This window comes from Rhizobacter fulvus (genome assembly GCF_964020785.1).
In genome coordinates, this window is sequence record NZ_OZ224516.1 from 1,715,826 (window position 1) to 1,731,041 (window position 15,216).

General features: G+C 68.6%; 14 protein-coding genes. 10 read left to right on the forward strand and 4 right to left on the reverse strand.

Annotated features, from left to right (window positions below; all coding sequences use genetic code 11):
* The first annotated feature begins 155 nt into the window (after positions 1-155).
* Entirely contained in the window at positions 156-1,430 is a 1,275-nt protein-coding gene (locus ACWH49_RS08210) for a type IV pili methyl-accepting chemotaxis transducer N-terminal domain-containing protein (protein WP_448171009.1), read from the forward strand.
* A 25-nt stretch (positions 1,431-1,455) separates the two neighbouring features.
* Here ACWH49_RS08210 and ACWH49_RS08215 read toward each other — a convergent pair whose 3' ends face one another.
* Genes ACWH49_RS08215 through ACWH49_RS08225 form a run of 3 tightly spaced genes read right to left on the reverse strand, consistent with a single transcriptional unit; the run spans position 1,456 to position 4,451 of the window.
* The gene (locus tag ACWH49_RS08215; protein ID WP_448171010.1) at positions 1,456-2,253 is read right to left on the reverse strand and encodes an ABC transporter ATP-binding protein; all 798 of its coding nucleotides are present in this window, start codon (positions 2,251-2,253) and stop codon (positions 1,456-1,458) included.
* A 14-nt stretch (positions 2,254-2,267) separates the two neighbouring features.
* Entirely contained in the window at positions 2,268-3,170 is a 903-nt protein-coding gene (gene ntrB / locus ACWH49_RS08220) for a nitrate ABC transporter permease (RefSeq protein WP_448171011.1), read from the reverse strand.
* Between the two features lie 12 nt (positions 3,171-3,182).
* Entirely contained in the window at positions 3,183-4,451 is a 1,269-nt protein-coding gene (locus ACWH49_RS08225; RefSeq protein ID WP_448171012.1) for a CmpA/NrtA family ABC transporter substrate-binding protein, read from the reverse strand.
* Between the two features lie 373 nt (positions 4,452-4,824).
* Between ACWH49_RS08225 and ACWH49_RS08230 the strand changes: the two genes are divergently transcribed.
* Together ACWH49_RS08230 and ACWH49_RS08235 are read left to right on the forward strand one after the other, a co-directional pair.
* On the forward strand, positions 4,825-5,730 hold the full coding sequence (locus ACWH49_RS08230; protein ID WP_448171013.1) for an NAD(P)-dependent oxidoreductase: 906 nt from the start codon (positions 4,825-4,827) through the stop codon (positions 5,728-5,730).
* Complete coding sequence (locus ACWH49_RS08235) at positions 5,727-6,368, forward strand: ABC transporter ATP-binding protein (protein WP_448171014.1); 642 nt, start codon at positions 5,727-5,729, stop codon at positions 6,366-6,368. The genes ACWH49_RS08230 and ACWH49_RS08235 overlap by 4 nt, the downstream gene beginning before the upstream one ends.
* A 67-nt stretch (positions 6,369-6,435) precedes the next feature.
* Here ACWH49_RS08235 and ACWH49_RS08240 read toward each other — a convergent pair whose 3' ends face one another.
* Entirely contained in the window at positions 6,436-7,176 is a 741-nt protein-coding gene (locus ACWH49_RS08240) for a Crp/Fnr family transcriptional regulator (protein ID WP_448171015.1), read from the reverse strand.
* 151 nt (positions 7,177-7,327) lie between these two features.
* Between ACWH49_RS08240 and ACWH49_RS08245 the strand changes: the two genes are divergently transcribed.
* The 7 genes from ACWH49_RS08245 to ACWH49_RS08275 all read left to right on the forward strand — a co-directional run bounded on the left by ACWH49_RS08245 (position 7,328) and on the right by ACWH49_RS08275 (position 15,207).
* Positions 7,328-9,667, forward strand: coding sequence for a molybdopterin cofactor-binding domain-containing protein (locus ACWH49_RS08245; RefSeq protein ID WP_448171016.1), 2,340 nt, complete (start codon positions 7,328-7,330; stop codon positions 9,665-9,667).
* 10 nt (positions 9,668-9,677) lie between these two features.
* Positions 9,678-10,136, forward strand: a complete 459-nt coding sequence (locus tag ACWH49_RS08250; protein WP_056466076.1) for a (2Fe-2S)-binding protein — start codon at positions 9,678-9,680, stop codon at positions 10,134-10,136.
* A gap of 84 nt (positions 10,137-10,220) precedes the next feature.
* Positions 10,221-11,579 carry a TldD/PmbA family protein gene (locus ACWH49_RS08255; protein WP_448171017.1) on the forward strand — a complete coding sequence of 453 codons (1,359 nt, stop codon included), beginning with the start codon at positions 10,221-10,223 and terminating at the stop codon, positions 11,577-11,579.
* On the forward strand, positions 11,576-12,871 hold the full coding sequence (locus tag ACWH49_RS08260; protein WP_448171018.1) for a metallopeptidase TldD-related protein: 1,296 nt from the start codon (positions 11,576-11,578) through the stop codon (positions 12,869-12,871). Before ACWH49_RS08255 ends, ACWH49_RS08260 begins: the two co-directional genes overlap by 4 nt.
* A 617-nt stretch (positions 12,872-13,488) precedes the next feature.
* The gene (locus ACWH49_RS08265) at positions 13,489-13,914 is read left to right on the forward strand and encodes a hypothetical protein (RefSeq protein WP_448171019.1); all 426 of its coding nucleotides are present in this window, start codon (positions 13,489-13,491) and stop codon (positions 13,912-13,914) included.
* Positions 13,915-14,020: 106 nt separating this feature from the next.
* Complete coding sequence (locus ACWH49_RS08270) at positions 14,021-14,566, forward strand: GNAT family N-acetyltransferase (RefSeq protein WP_448171020.1); 546 nt, start codon at positions 14,021-14,023, stop codon at positions 14,564-14,566.
* 200 nt (positions 14,567-14,766) lie between these two features.
* Positions 14,767-15,207 carry a YybH family protein gene (locus ACWH49_RS08275; protein ID WP_448171021.1) on the forward strand — a complete coding sequence of 147 codons (441 nt, stop codon included), beginning with the start codon at positions 14,767-14,769 and terminating at the stop codon, positions 15,205-15,207.
* The last annotated feature ends 9 nt before the right edge of the window (positions 15,208-15,216 follow it).

Sequence of the window (15,216 nt, forward strand, 5' to 3'; positions counted from 1 at the left end):
TGGCAGTCAGGTGCAGCGTCGCACCTGCCCGTCTCAATGCAATCGCCATGCCAATATGCTGCACTGCAGCGGGCTGGCCGCGAACTTGCAATCCACCTGCCGGCAGCGCTTGGCGCGCCGCACCTCATTCACCCGGCGTAAGGCCTGTCCATCCGATGACTTCCGCGCTCGTCATTTCATCGTCCGCCGCCGGCGCGCCCGCCCTGCCGGCCGATCTGGCCGCGGTCGGGATTCACGTGCTTGGTGCGGTGCTGCGCTGCAACATGGTGCACGAGGCCATCCGCCTGACGCCGGACGTGGTGATCTGTTACGAGACGCAGGTCGAGCCCGGCCTGTTCGGCGACATGGAGCTTCTCGCCGCCACCGCGGCGCGCCCGGTGATCGTGTTCACCAACGACCCGGACGCCGAGAAGATCGAGCGCGCACTCGCCGCCGGCGTGCACGCCTACGTGATCAACGGCTACGCGATCAACCGGCTGCGCGCGCTGGTGCATGTGGCGCAGGCGCGCTTCAAGCACGAGCAGCAGCTGCGCGGGCAGCTGGCCGACGTGTCGCACCGGTTCGAGGAGCGCAAGCTGGTGGATCGCGCCAAGGGCATCCTGATGCGGGCGCTGCAGATGACCGAGGAGGACGCGTTCCGCACGCTGCGCACGGCGTCGATGCACAGCAAGCAGCGGGTCGGCCAGGTTTCGCAGCAGGTGATCGCCGCGGCGCACTACGCCGATGCGGTCAACCGCGCCGGCAAGCTGCGGATGCTGTCGCAGCGGCTGGTCAAGCTGTGTGCGCTGCGCCTGGCCGGGCCGGCCACGGAGCTCGGCGAGCGCCAGCTGGCCGATTCGATCGAGCAACTCGACGCCAACATCGCAGCGCTCGGCAAGCGCCTGTCGAAGGCGACCTTCGGCGATCTCCTCGACGTGGTTGCGCAGTCGTCGGCGCAACTGCGCGCGCAGGTCGGCGCCGCGCCCACGGTGGCGCAGCTCGGCGAGCTCGACCGCCTGGCCGAGCAGGTGCTGACGCAGGCCGACCAGCTGACCCAGCACCTCGAGACCGCGGGCCTGGTGACGACGCTGCACGTGATCAACGTCTCGGGCCGTCAGCGCATGCTGTCGCAGCGCTTTGCCAAGCAGGCGCTGCTCGGGCTGCTGCTGGCCGGCGACGACGGCCAGCGCGCCCGCGACGCGATGGCCAACACCGCGCTCGAATTCGAGCAGGCGATGAAGTACCTGAGATCGACGCCGCTGAACGCGCGCGAGATCCGCGACCTGATCGAGACCGCCGAACGCGCCTGGACCACGCTGACCCAGGCCGCCACGCAGGTGCGCAGCGCCGCCGGCCAGCGCGCGCTGGGCGAATCGAGCGAGGCCGAGCTGGCGGCCTTCGAACAGCTGACCGCGCTGTACGAACGCAACATGCAGGTGCTGATGGGCTGAAGGGCTGAGGGGAGGCCGCTGTCGCTCAGGCCGCCTTCTCGACGTGGCCGTGGCGGGTGTAGAGGAAGTCCAGCACTTCCTTGCGCAGGTGGGTGTAGCGCGGGTCTTCGGCCAGCTCGACGCGGTTGCGCGGGCGCGGCAGGTCGACCGGCAGGATGTCGCCGATCGTCGCGGCCGGGCCGTTGGTCATCATCACGATGCGGTCGGACAGCAGCACCGCCTCGTCGACATCGTGCGTGACCATCACGACCGTGCTGTGGGTGCGCGCGACGATCTTCAGCAGCTCGTCCTGCAGGTGCGCGCGGGTCAACGCATCGAGCGCGCCGAACGGCTCGTCCATCAGCAGCACCTTCGGCTCCATCGCGAGCGCGCGGGCGATGCCGACGCGCTGCTTCATGCCGCCGGAGATCTCGTTCGGCCGCTTCTGCACCGCGTGGCCCATGGTGACCAGTTCGAGCGCGGCGAGCGTGCGCGCCGCGAGCTGCGCCTTCGTCTCGGTCGCGCCGAACACGCGCTCGACCGCGAGGTGCACGTTCTCGAAGCAGGTCAGCCACGGCAGCAGCGAGTGGTTCTGGAACACCACGCCGCGCTCCGGGCCGGGCGCGGCGATCTCGCGGTTGTCGCACAGCAGCACGCCGCCGGTGGGCAGCGTGAGGCCGGCGATCAGGTTCAGCAGCGTCGACTTGCCGCAGCCCGAGTGGCCGATCAGCGTGACGAATTCGCCTTTCGCGACCGTCAGGTCGATCTCGCGCAGCGCGTGGAAGCGGCCCTTCTTGGTCGTGAACACCATCTCGACGTTCTGGACCTGGATGAAATTCTGCATGGTCATGGCTCCGGTCAGACGTCGTCGTAGCTGAAGCGCCTGGCGATCGCGATCAGCGTCCATTCGAGCAGCAGCCCGACGACGCCGATCACGAAGATCGCGATCAGGATGTGCTTGACGTTCAGGTTGTTCCACTCGTCCCAGACCCAGAAGCCGATGCCGACGCCGCCGGTCAGCATCTCGGCCGCGACGATCACCAGCCACGCGGTGCCCACGCTCAGGCGCACGCCGGTCAGCATGTACGGCAGCACGGCCGGGAACAGGATCTTCGTGACGACCTTCCACTCCGACAGGTTCAGCACGCGCGCGACGTTCAGGTAGTCGCTCGGCACGCGCTGCACGCCGACCGCGGTGTTGATCACCATCGGCCAGATCGAGCAGATGAAGATCGTCCAGATCGCGGCCGGGTTGGCGGCCTTGAACACCAGCAGGCCGATCGGCAGCCAGGCCAGTGGCGAGACCGGCCGCAGCAGGCTGATCAGCGGCGAGGCCATGTGGTTGAGGAACTCGAAGCGCCCGATCATGAAGCCGGCCGGGATGCCGACCAGCGCCGCGAGCCCGAAGCCGACTGCCACCCGCTCGAGCGAGAACAGGATGTTCCAGCCGATGCCCTGGTCGTTCGGCCCGTTGCGGTAGAACGGGTCGGAGAACACCTTGACCGCCTCGGTGAAGGTCGCGGCCGGAGTCGGGAACGTGGTGCTGTTCAGCGTCGCCAGCGCCCAGATGCCGACGAGGATCGCGATGCCCGCCAGCGGCGGCAGCACCTTCATGAAGAAGGCGCGCCAGTCGATGCCTGCCTTGTCGGGCGCGGGCGACGAGACGGCCGCCGCGCGCGGTTTGGCGACGTTCGCGGCGGGCGCCGCCTTGGCCGCGAGGCCCCGAGTGTCGAGCGAGGTGTGAAAGACGGCACTGACCATGTTGGCGACTCCTCAGGCCTTGATCGCGAAACTGTCGGCGTACTTCTTCGGGTCCTTGCCGTCCCAGACCACGCCGTCGATCAGCTTGCTGGAACGCATCGGGTCCTTGGGCACGCTGATCTTCAGCGCACCGGCCGCCTGCTTGTAGAGCTCGATCTGGTTCACCTGCCTGGCGACCGCGAGGTAGTCGGGGTGTTCCTTCATCAGGCCCCAGCGCTTGTGCTGGGTCAGGAACCACATGCCATCGGACAGGTACGGGAAGTTGACCGCGCCGTCGTTGAAGAACTTCATGTGGTTCGGGTCGTCCCAGGTCTTGCCCAGGCCGTTCTGGTAGCGGCCGAGGATGCGCTGGTTGATCGCGTCGGCACTCGTGTTGATGTAGCTCTTCTCGGCGACGGTGTCGGCCATCTTCATCTTGTTGGCCAGGCTCGCGTCGATCCAGCGGCCCGCCTCCAGCACGGCCATCATCACGGCGCGACAGGTGTTGGGATGCTTCTTGACGAAGTCGGCGGTGGTGCCGAGCGTCTTCTCCGGGTGGTCCTTCCAGATGTCCTGCGTGGTGATCGCGGTGACGCCGATGCCGTCGATGATCGCGCGCTGGTTCCACGGCTCGCCGACGCAGAAGCCGTCCATGTTGCCGACGCGCATGTTCGCCACCATCTGCGGCGGCGGCACGGTGATCAGCTTGGCGCCGCTCAGCGGGTTGATGCCGGAGGCGGCGAGCCAGTAGTGGATCCACATCGTGTGGGTGCCGGTCGGGAAGGTGCCGGCGAAGGTGTACTCGCGCTTCTCCCTGGCCATCAGCCTGGCGAGCGACGGACCGTCGACCGCGCCCTTGTCCGCGAGCGCCTTCGACAGGGTGATGGCCTGGCCGTTGTTGTTCAGGCTCATCAGAACGGCCATGTCCTTCTTCGGACCGGCGGTGCCGAGGTGCACGCCGTAGATCAGGCCGTACAGCACGTGCGCCATGTCGAGCTCGCCGTTGACGAGCTTGTCGCGCACGCCGGCCCACGAGGCCTCCTTGGTCGGGATGATCTTGACGCCGTATTTCTTGTCGAAGCCGAGCACCGAGGCCATCACCACCGACGCGCAATCGGTCAGCGGGATGAAGCCGATCTTCACTTCCTCCTTCTCGGGCTTGTCGGAGCCCTGTGCGTAGACGGCGGTGTGCAGGCCGGGCACGAGGCCGGCGGCGCTGGCCGCGGCCGCGGCCCGGATCAGGCTGCGGCGACGGAGATCGGGCACGGGAGCCGGGGGCGGGGTCGAGATCGTCGAAGTCATGGGCAGGTCTCGTGAAGGTCGAAGAAGAAGCGGTGCGCGGCGCTGCCGCGTCGGGGCCATGCCCTGGCGTCAGCGCGAGATGAATCGGGTCGGGTCGAGGGCGCCAAGAGGGCCGTCACCAGGCCGACAGAACGATCGGAATGGGCGGAATGCGCCGGGAGCGATGGAAGGCCGGCCGGCGTTGGCGCGGGCCTTCCATGTCCATGTCGAAGATCGCCGTTGACCTTCGCAGGAGTCCTATGCAATCGATGTGCCAGCGTCCGGCCCGGGGCGGCGCGCCTAAACTCGCGGCGATGCACCGGCGAGGAGGACTTTGTTGGTGCAGCGCACAACGCCTGTGCGCCCTTCCCGTTCACTTTCGACAAGGCCCGCGATGACCACCACCCCTGCCCACCCGGCGAGCCCGCGCATCGGCCTGATCGGCGTGGGCGCGATGGGGATGGCGATGGCGCACCGGCTGCGAGAGCGCGGCCATGCCGTCTGGTCGCGCGACGTGCGGCCCGAGGCCGATGTGCAGGCGCGTGCCGCCGGCATCACGGTGTGCGCGTCGCCGCGCGAACTCGCCGCGGCGACCGACATCGTGTTCGTCATCGTCGTCAACGCCGCGCAGATCGACGAGGTCCTGTTCGGCGCGGATGGCGTGATCCACGCTTCCGCCGGCGCCCGCACCGTCGTGCTGTGCTCGACGATCGCGCCGCAGGACACCGTGCGCTTCGCGGCCCAGCTGGCCGCGCACGGCCTCGCCTGCGTCGATGCACCGATCTCCGGCGGGCCGGTGCGTGCGCGGGCCGGTGCGATGAGCATGATGATCGCCGCGCCGTCTGTCACGCTGGCCCCGTGGCAGGCGGTGCTGGCCGACCTGGCCGAGAAGCGCTTCGTCGTTGGCGAAGCGATCGGCGACGCGGCCAAGGCCAAGCTCGTCAACAACCTGCTGGCGGGCGTCAACCTCGTCGCGGGCGCCGAGGCGCTGGCGCTGAGCGCGAAGCTCGGGCTCGACCCGCGCGCGATGTACGACCTGATCCGCGCGTCCAGCGGCGCGTCGTGGGTGTTCGAGGACCGGATGGCGCGCGCGCTCGACGAGGACTACACGCCGCCGCGCGCCGCGGCCCACATCCTGACCAAGGACATGGGCCTGGCGACCGCGCTGGCCGCCGGCGTCGACCACGCGACGCCGCTCGGCGACGCGGCGCTCGCGCGGCTGCGCGAGACGGTGGCGCGCGGCTGGGCGGAGCTGGACGATGCGGCGGTGATCAAGACGTATCAGCAACCGGCGCGATGACCCGCAAAGCGGCCGACGCGATCCTGCGCATCGACGTTCTGAGCGTCGCGCACCAAGGCTCGGCGCCGCTGGTCGCGCATTGGACGGCCGCGATCGGGCCGGGCGTGACGCTGCTGCACGGCGACACCGGCAGCGGCAAGACGACGGTGTTGCGCGCGCTCGCGGGCCTGCATGCGGCGGCGGGCCGGTTGACGTTGAATGGCGTCGCGCTCGATGCCGATGCCACGGCCTACCGTCGCCAACGCTTCTTCTGCGAGCCCGCGACCGACGCGCTCGACCAGGTGACCGCGCGCGCGGCGACCGCGATGCTCGGCGACGGCGATGCCGCGTTCGACCCCGCGCGCTGGGATGAACTCGTCGCCGGCTTCGCGCTCGGGCCGCATCTCGACAAGCCGCTCTTCATGCTGTCGACCGGCTCGAAGCGCAAGGTGTGGCTGGCCGCCGCGCTCGCCTCGGGCCGGCCGCTGGTGCTGCTGGACGAGCCGACCGGCGGCCTCGATGCACCGTCGATCCGCTGCCTGTGGGCGGCGCTGGCCCGCGTCGCGGCGAGCGCCCGACACGCGGTGATTGTCGCGAGCGCCGAACGCATCACCCAGGTCGCGTTGGCCGGCACCGTCGAGCTTCCCCTGCGCACCTGAGCGACGCGCTCAGAGCCGCGGCATCGAATCGCCACGGAGATTGACGTGCGGCTCTGCGGGGAAAACCCTAGAGCGCGCGGCCCCGTTCGCCGGGAAGCGGCGTCTTCATGTCGCAGACGCCGCGCGGCGGCGCGCCCCCGCTGTAGGCGCGCAGCGCCGGCAGGTCGAGCACGATCACGCCGCCGAATTCGACGCGCAGCAGCCCGGCGCGCTCCAGCGTGTGCAGCGCCTGGTTGGTGCGCTGGCGCGAGACCGACGACAGCAGCCCGATCTCCTCCTGGCTGAGCTGAACGTACGAACCGGCCTGCGGGTACAGGTCGGGATCGAACAGGCTCGCCAGGCAGCGCGCGACCCGGGCATCGGGCCCGAGCAACCGGTCGAACTCGACCAGGCCGATGAACAGGCTCAACCGCGCGTTGATGTGTGACAGAAGAAACCGGTTGAACGGCAGGCTGGTCGAGACCAGCCGTTCGAAGGTGTGGCGCGGGACGCAGGCGATCCGGGTGTCCCGAACTGCGACACCGTCGTAGCGCCAGATGCCCGGCCGCAACAGCGAGCCTTCGCCGGCCCAGCCGCCGGCGGTGACGCCGGTGAAGGTCGACAACCGGCCGTCGCGCTGCGACACCGACATCTTCACCAGCCCTTCGATCACGCCGATCCACTGATCGGCCGGCGCGCCGCAGCGGATCGCGCTGCCGCCCACCGGGATGCGGCGTTCGTGCGACTCGCGCACCACGCGGTCGAGTTCGTCGGGCGTCAGCGTCGCGGCCCACAGGCTCGCGCGCAGCATCGTCTCCAGCGTCTGCATGGGGTTTGTCCTCCTCCACTGCTCGCGTACGCGCGAGCGGGCCGATTGGATGCAATCGGAAACGCTTGTCAGAGATGTCGTCGCAAAGACAACCTTGGCCGGGCCTTCTCGGCAACATCGTCGCGCACCCTCACCACAACAGGAGACAACGATGAACGAACTCGAGACGAGCGCCGACCCGGCGCCCGCGAGCGCGCCGGCGGACACGTCGCTGCCGCTGCGCCGCCGCAGCCTGCTGGCCTATGCCATGTCGGCCCCCGTGATGACGGTCGCCGCCGGCTTCGGCGTCAACCTCGCCGCCTCGTCGGACGCGATGGCGCTGCCACTGCCGCTGACGCCGCCCGACACGGTCGACTACTACGACGTCGGCGATTCGCTGGTGCAGACCGCGCTGCCGACAATGCCGCTGGTGAAGGTCGCCGTCGGCACCGACGGTCGCGTCTCGCTCGACCTGCCCCGACTGGAATCCGGCCAGGGCATCGCCACCGCCTGCGGAATGATGATCGCCGAGGAACTCGACGTGCCGCTGAGCATGGTCGACGTGACCGCCGCCGACGCGCGGCCCGAACTCGTGTTCAACCAGATTTCCGGCGGCTCGGCCGCGGTGCGCTGCTTCGACGCGGCGCTGCCGCTGATCGCGGCCGGCGCGCGCGCCCGGCTGCTGGCCGCCGCGGCGCAGCAGTGGGGCATCTCGACCGTCGGGCTGACGGTCGTGGCCGGCGTCGTGATCGCGCCGGACGGACGCACCGCGACCTATGGCTCGCTGACCGCGGCCGCCGCGGCGCTGCCGCTGCCGACCGGCGTGGTGCCGAAGAGCGCGTCGCAGTACAAGGTGATCGGCGTGCGCTCGGGGCGGCTCGACGCGCGCGACATCGTCACCGGCAAGAAGAAGTTCACGCTCGACCAGGACGTGCCGAACGCCAAGCCGACGATGCTGCGCATGCCGTCGCAGATCCGCGGCACGGTCGTCAGCGTCAACAACCTGAACACCGTCAGCGGCATGCCCGGCGTGATCGCGGTCGTCGTCATCGCGAGCGGCGGCACGATCGTGCCGAACCCGCCCGGCGTCGCGGTGATGGCCGAGACCTTCGGCCAGGCCTACGCGGCCGCCGCGGCGCTCGACATCACCTGGGGCAACGGCCCGCTCGCCGGCCAGTCCGACGCCTCGATCCAGGCGACGCTGAAGTCGGCGATCCTGCCGTTCGCGCTGCCGCCGCTCGGTTCGGTCACGGTCGAGGGCGAGTTCCAGTTCGCGGCCGCAACCCATTGCCCGCTTGAGGTCGAATGCGCGATCGCCGACGTGCGCAGCGACCGCGCCGAGATCTGGGCCGGGCTGCAGACGCCGATCATCACCAAGCAGGCGATCGCGATCGATCTCGGCCTGCCGGCCGACAAGGTCACGGTGCACGTCGTGCCGTCGGGCGGCTCGTTCGGCCGCCGGCTGTTCTGGGACCCGGTGCAGGTCGCAGCGCAGGTCTCGAAGATCACCGGCCGCGCCTGCAAGCTGATGTACCACCGCACCGACGACACCCGCCAGACGCGGCTGCGTCCGCCGCAGTACCACAAGGTGCGCGCGACCGTGCTGCTCGGGCAGGTGATCAGCTACGAGCAGCGCGTCGCCGCGGTGCGCCTGGACGCCCGCCACGGCTACGGCGAGATCACCACCGCCGCCGGCGGCTCGCTGCCGCCGCTGGTGCAGCAGACCGTCGGCAACCTCGGCTACGAGGAGTTCTTCTTCAAGACGATGGTGTCGTCGCCGTACAACTTCGGCGTCAGCACGAAGGTGCTGACGCCGGTGGCGATCAACATGAACACCGTGTCGTACCGCTCGGTGCACATTCAGCCGGCACGCAGCGTCGAGGAGATCATCGTCGACGAGATCGCGCGCAAGCTCGGCAAGGACCCGCTCGCGTTCCGCCTCGAGTACCTGCGCGTCGAACGCGCCCGTGCGGTGCTGAAGGCGGTGGCCGCCGCCGGCAACTGGGGCCGCGCGATGCCGGCCGGCTGCGCGCAGGGCATCGCGGTGCACATGGAATCGCGCTCGTTCACCGCGTCGCTGGTCGAGATCGACGCGACCGACCCGACCAACGCCAAGGTCACCCGCGCGGTGATCGCGATCGACGTCGGCAAGCCGATCAACCCGTCGGGCATCGAGGCGCAGCTGCAGGGCGGCCTGGCCGAATCGATCGCGCTGGTGCTCAACGCCGGCCTGACGATCAAGGCCGGCCTGCCGATCGAATCGAGCTACGCGAACTACCGCTTCACGAAGATGAAGGACTACCCGAAGAACGTGCAGATCATCATCATGCCGAACAAGGGCGATGCGATCGGCGGCCTCGGCGAGGTCGGCCTGTCGGCCAACTCGGGCGCGATCGCGAACGCGTACGCGCGCGCCACCGGCATCAAGCCGCGCAAGTTCCCGCTCAATGCCCAGCCGGCCTACACGCCGGTCGCCCCCGGCCAGATCGCCGTGCCCGTCTTCCTGTCCTGAGGAGCCTCACATGCCCAACCAATCCTTCACCGTCAACGGCAAGGCCGTCAACGTCGATGCGCCGGGCGACCTGGCGCTGCTCTGGGTGCTGCGCGACAAGCTCGGCATCACCGGCCCCAAGTACGGCTGCGGCACCAACGTGTGCAAGGCCTGCACCTGCCTGGTCAACGGCAAGGCGACGACCACCTGCGTGACCAGCGTGGCCTCGGTCGCCGGCAAGAAGGTCACGACGATCGAGGGCCTGGCCACCGGCGACGTGCTGCACCCGGTGCAGCAGGCCTGGCTCGACCGCGACGTGCCGCAGTGCGGCTTCTGCCAGCCCGGCCAGATCATGGCCGCGGTCGACCTGCTCAGCCGCACCAAGAGCCCGACCGACGCCGACATCGACGCGATCGAGAACATGTGCCGCTGCGGCACCTACGGCCGGATCCGCGAGGCGATCAAGGCGGCGGCCGCGAAGATGCCGTAGCGCACCACCCGGAATGCGCGCTCGCGGTCGCGCGCCGGTCCGTATGATGGCCCGACCGGCGCGCGCGCCGCACTGGATCGGCCCATGACCACGACCCTCGCCGCCCGCGAACTCGAGACCCGCCACCACGAGCTGCGCAAGACGCGCATGCAGATGGTCGACGGGCATCTGACCGGCAACCTGCGCACTGTCCAGCAGGGCCTGAGCGCGCGGGCCTATGTCGACGGCTACTGGGGCTTCGCGTCCGCGCCGCTCGAAGGCGCGGGCCAGCGCGAGCGCGTGCAGCACGAGGCCTTGGCGAACGCCCGCGCGATGGCCCGCTTCGGGCCGCGCCGCGCGCTCGCGATGGCGTCGGAGCCGTACCGTGGCGAGCATGTGTTCGCCGGGCGCGCGCCGCTCTCGGCGACCGAGTGCAACGAGCGCCTGGCCGCGCTGCACGCCCATTGCCTGCAGCACTACCCGGGGCTGCGCGCGACACGCCTGCTGATCGGCGACGAGCACCACACCAAGCAGCTGCGCACCGCGGCCGGCGGCGAGTCGCTCGCGAGCATCCAGCGCGCGTTCTGCGGCATCGTGCTCGGCGCCGAGGACGACAGCGGCGCGCCGATCGAGGTCGACCTGCTGCGCTCGTGCAAGGGCAGCCTGGCGGATCTCGACTGGTCGCTCGAGACGCTGGCGCCGCTGCTCGCGCGCGCCCACGAGCACCTGCAGGCCAAGCGCCACGCGGTCGCCTCGCGCGGCGGCCAGCAGACGGTGGTGCTCGCGCCCGAGCTGGCCGGCATGCTGGCGCACGAGGCGATGGGCCACCCGTGCGAGGCCGACGCGGTGCTCGGCGGCGCGGTGACCGCGTCGCTGGCCGGCCAGCAGGTCGCGAGCGAGCTGGTGACGATGCTCGATATCGCCCACACCTGGAACGGCGAGGAGGCGATGGCGCCGGTCTATGTCGACGACGAGGGCACGCCGGCACGCGACGTGACGATGATCGACCGCGGCCGCCTCACCGGCTTCATGCACAGCCGCGAGACCGCGGCGCGCCTCGGCGAGGCCGCCACCGGCAACGCGCGCGCCTACAACCCCAACGACGAGCCGCTGGTGCGCATGCGCAATACCGTGATCCTGCCCGGCACGTCGAAGCTCGCCGAGATGATCGCGGGCGTCGACGACGGCTACCTGCTGATGAAGACCAGCAACGGCCAGGCCGACTCGACCACCGAATTCATGTTCGGCGTGACGCTGGCCTACGAGATCCGCGGCGGCAAGCTGGGCCGCGCGGTGCGCAACACCACGGTTTCCGGCTCGGCGCTCAAGGTGCTCAGCAGCGTCGACGCGGTCAGCGACGACATGGTCTGGGACTGCTCCGGCTACTGCGGCAAGAAGCAGCCGATGATCGTCTCGATGGGCGGCCCGGCGCTGCGCACCCGCGCACACCTGGGGGGCGAATGAGCGCGCCCGTGGGGGTGGCGCCGGCCGACACCGCGCAGCGCCTGATCGCGCTGATGCGCGCGCAGGGCTTCGACGGCGCGCAGGTCAGCGTGACCCGGCAGCGGCGCAGCGAGGTCTGCGTCGCCCACAACGAGGCGAGCCTGCTGCGCAGCACCGACACGCATCGGCTGCAGCTGGTCGGCCTGCTCGACGGCCGCCGCGCCGCGACCGACGCCAGCGAGATCGGCGAGGAGCAGCTGCGGGCGACCGTGCGCAGCCTGTGGGACAGCGTCGCTTCGGCACCGCAGGACGAAGCCAACGCCGTCTCGGCCGGCCGGCACGCGCGCATCGTGCGCGGCCGCGCGCAGGCCGAACTCGCCGAGCTGGCCGATGCGACCGGCGCGCTGCTCGCCTTCCGCGAGCGCGAAGCACCGAGCGTGATGCTCGAGGAGATGGCGGTCGCGCACAACAGCAGCTGGGTCAGCACGCTGACGAGCGCGGGCACTGACCTGGCCTGCGAAATCCACTGGTTCGATGCCGGCGTCTTCGGGCTGGCGCGCGACGGCACGCAGGCGAGCTCGTTCAACTACGCCGGCGGCAACTGCGACAGCCTGGCCGATGCGCCGCTGATCGCGCGCTTCGGCATCGACGACCTGCTGCAGTCACTGCCAAAGCAGACGCACACCGAACGCATCGGCGAGCGCTTCGTCGGCGGCGTGGTGCTGACGCCGAAGGCGATGGCCGACCTGGTCGGCTGGCTGCTCGGGCAGCTCGGCGACCAGGCGCTGATCGACGGGAGCTCGGTCTACCGCGACGCGGTCGGCCGGCTCGTCGCCTCACCACTGCTCAACCTGCGGCACCGCACCGACGCGCCGGGCGTGTCACCGCTGACCGCCGACGCGTTCGTCGCGGCGCCGGTCGAGCTGATTGCGCAGGGGCGGCTGCGGTGCCTGACGCCGAGCCTGTACGGCAGCCGCAAGACCGGGTTGCCGCACGTCGCGCTCGCGATGGAAGGCTGGGACATGGCGGCGGGGACCACATCACGCGACGCGCTGATCGCCGCGGTGCCGCGCGGTGCGCTGGTCGATCGCCTGTCGATGGGCCGGCCGGCTGCGAGCGGCGACTTCTCCGGCGTGATCAAGAACAGCTTCGCGATCGACCACGGCCGCGTCGGCGGGGCGCTGGCCGAGACGATGATCTCCGGCAACGTCGCGCAGATGCTGCGCGACGTGCAGGCGGTGAGCGCCGAGCGCATCGACACGGGTGGGTGGGTGCTGCCGTGGGTGCGGGTCGACGGCCTGCATTTTTCCTGAGGCGACCAGGCCGATCGACGATGCGGGCGCATCGCGTCGCCGAAAGTTTCCAGATTGCGCAGACAGGCATCGCCGACAAGATTGACTGGACGCCGAAAGTCGCGCGACATTTCAACGACCGTGAATGCAAAATGCCGCAGTGCCTCGAGGCGCGGACATCCCAAGATTTCTAGTCGGCCCCGATGAGAAGGACGACACCGTATGGTGAATGCAAAGGCGACCCCTCCATCGAGGGAAGTTGGCAGAGGGAGCGCGATGAATCGAGAACGAATCAGGCCAAACAATTGGCGGCAAACCATTCCGTCCATATCACGTTGGGCAAAGAGCAACCGAGAGTCCTCATGCAACGGTCGTCACTTTTTTCCAAATTGCTGAGCTCGCGCGCAGAGCGCGGCTATCGTCCTGGGCCATCGCATTCCTTCGGCTGCTTGCGAGGGCGAATTCTTGAAGGCGAAGGTGGTCTTCCAGTCAAGGTCTGCGCGGCATTCACCGTACGGGCCCAACCCGGCGCTCAAGCGGACGTCCCACGGCAGGCCGTGGGATGTCGCTTAGCTCTACGTTAGCCGCACAGCTGGAGCGTGGTTCAAGATCACCAGGACAACAGGTAGCCGCCCATCATGTACGCAGCGTTGTTCTTTACCGTGGCACTCTTGGTGACCACCGCGTACTTCTTGATGGGTGGGCTGCCGCTCCTCGTCCTCAAGCACGACGTACCACTCGATGCTCGATTCATCCGAAGCTTCTTCAATGTGTACTACCGAGCGGCATTCTGGACTTCGCTCGGCGCATGTATCAGCTATGCAGCTTGGGGCCGTTACTACTTTGCCATAGGCGCGGCGATCTTCGCCATCATCACATCACTCTTGCGCAAACAACTCGTACATGCAATGGAGCGCCTGGGTGAGAAGATTCAAGCCAGTGAGGAGGCAGCCGTAGAGAACTTTCGGCGCGTGCACTCCGCGGCGCTGCTCATCAACTTTCTCCAACTGGTGGCAGTCGTTTGGGGCATTCTTCAGTTGTCCAATGAGCTTACGCCGCGCTAAGTATGCGCATCGCCGAGTGCGGCCTAACCCTTCCTTCAAGCGGACCCCTCGCCTACGGCAGTCCGCTTGAGTCACGTTAGGCTGCAAAACTAGTCACGGTGCCAGCATGCACTTCCGAAGAACAGCCGAGAACGAAGACCTGGTGGCACTCACTGCTCTGATTCGTGCCGCCTACGCGCCGCATGCGCTGAAGGGGCTCCGCTATTGGGCAACCCACCAGTCCGTCGAGGACACGGCCAGGCGCCTTTCCCGAGGCGTCGGCTTCGTTGGCGAGGTAGACGGAGAACTGATCGCCACAATCACGCTCAGCAAACCCGACCCCGAGTCCAAGGTTCCGCTCCTGCGCGACGAGTACACGTGGTCGTTCGGTCAGTTTGCCGTCGCGCCAGGACATAAAGGTAAGGGCTACGGAAGGCGCATCCACGATGCTGCATTGCAACATGCCGTTCTCGAGGGTTGCCAAGTCATGGCGCTCCACACTGCCGAGCCTGCTACTGATCTGATCGAGATGTACCGGTCCTGGGGCTATGCTCAGGTCGGCACCTGTGACTGGCGACCACACACGAACTTCTTGAGCGTCCTCATGACGAAGCCCCTCGCCCCTCAGGCCACCAGCAATGCGGCCTGCCCATTACAGGGGCTTCCGCGGTAGTCAACAGTCTTTCGTTTCTCCCCTTGCCCTTGATTGAAGCGGATGGGTATCACGCGAGGATCGAATACGACGAAGAACTCGATCTCTTTCGAAGTGAGCTTGTTGGCCTGAATGGCGGCGCTGACTTCTACGGCAAGAGACCGAGGGAATTTCGGACTGAATTCAAGAAGTCGATCCAGGTCTTACGACGGAGACCCACCATGAGTGATACCGAGAAGCAGGTGCAGCGCGCGCTCGACACGTACCAGTCCGCCGTACTGGCGAAGAACGTCGAGACGTTCATGCACCTGTACGACCCCGACGTCCGCGTGTTCGACACCTGGGGCATCTGGTCATACGAGGGGGCTGCGGCGTGGCGGGTGGCTGTCGAAGGCTGGTTTTCGTCGCTGGGGGACGAGCGTGTCAGGGTCACGTTCCAGGACGTGAAGATCGCGGGCGAGCAGGGCTTCGCCTCGATGAGCGCCGTCGTGACCTACGCAGGCGTCTCAGCCGACGGCCGCGCGCTGAAGGAGATGCAGAACCGCATCACCTGGGTACTTCAGGCGAGTGGTCATGTTCTGCGCATCATTCACGAGCACACCTCCGCACCGGTCGGGTTCGAAGATGCCAAGGCCATCCTCGAGCGCGAATCCAGGACCTGAACAGCCCGA

What these genes read in the sequence shown, in the direction of transcription:
- ACWH49_RS08225 (WP_448171012.1), bottom strand. Translation starts at nt 4,451, where the DNA reads ATGACTTCGACGATCTCGACCCCGCCCCCGGCTCCCGTGCCCGATCTC.
- ACWH49_RS08245 (WP_448171016.1), top strand. Translation starts at nt 7,328, where the DNA reads ATGAACGAACTCGAGACGAGCGCCGACCCGGCGCCCGCGAGCGCGCCG.
- ACWH49_RS08210 (WP_448171009.1), top strand. Translation starts at nt 156, where the DNA reads ATGACTTCCGCGCTCGTCATTTCATCGTCCGCCGCCGGCGCGCCCGCC.
- ACWH49_RS08270 (WP_448171020.1), top strand. Translation starts at nt 14,021, where the DNA reads ATGCACTTCCGAAGAACAGCCGAGAACGAAGACCTGGTGGCACTCACT.
- ntrB (WP_448171011.1), bottom strand. Translation starts at nt 3,170, where the DNA reads ATGGTCAGTGCCGTCTTTCACACCTCGCTCGACACTCGGGGCCTCGCG.
- ACWH49_RS08240 (WP_448171015.1), bottom strand. Translation starts at nt 7,176, where the DNA reads ATGCAGACGCTGGAGACGATGCTGCGCGCGAGCCTGTGGGCCGCGACG.
- ACWH49_RS08265 (WP_448171019.1), top strand. Translation starts at nt 13,489, where the DNA reads ATGTACGCAGCGTTGTTCTTTACCGTGGCACTCTTGGTGACCACCGCG.
- ACWH49_RS08215 (WP_448171010.1), bottom strand. Translation starts at nt 2,253, where the DNA reads ATGCAGAATTTCATCCAGGTCCAGAACGTCGAGATGGTGTTCACGACC.
- ACWH49_RS08235 (WP_448171014.1), top strand. Translation starts at nt 5,727, where the DNA reads ATGACCCGCAAAGCGGCCGACGCGATCCTGCGCATCGACGTTCTGAGC.
- ACWH49_RS08250 (WP_056466076.1), top strand. Translation starts at nt 9,678, where the DNA reads ATGCCCAACCAATCCTTCACCGTCAACGGCAAGGCCGTCAACGTCGAT.
- ACWH49_RS08260 (WP_448171018.1), top strand. Translation starts at nt 11,576, where the DNA reads ATGAGCGCGCCCGTGGGGGTGGCGCCGGCCGACACCGCGCAGCGCCTG.
- ACWH49_RS08275 (WP_448171021.1), top strand. Translation starts at nt 14,767, where the DNA reads ATGAGTGATACCGAGAAGCAGGTGCAGCGCGCGCTCGACACGTACCAG.
- ACWH49_RS08255 (WP_448171017.1), top strand. Translation starts at nt 10,221, where the DNA reads ATGACCACGACCCTCGCCGCCCGCGAACTCGAGACCCGCCACCACGAG.
- ACWH49_RS08230 (WP_448171013.1), top strand. Translation starts at nt 4,825, where the DNA reads ATGACCACCACCCCTGCCCACCCGGCGAGCCCGCGCATCGGCCTGATC.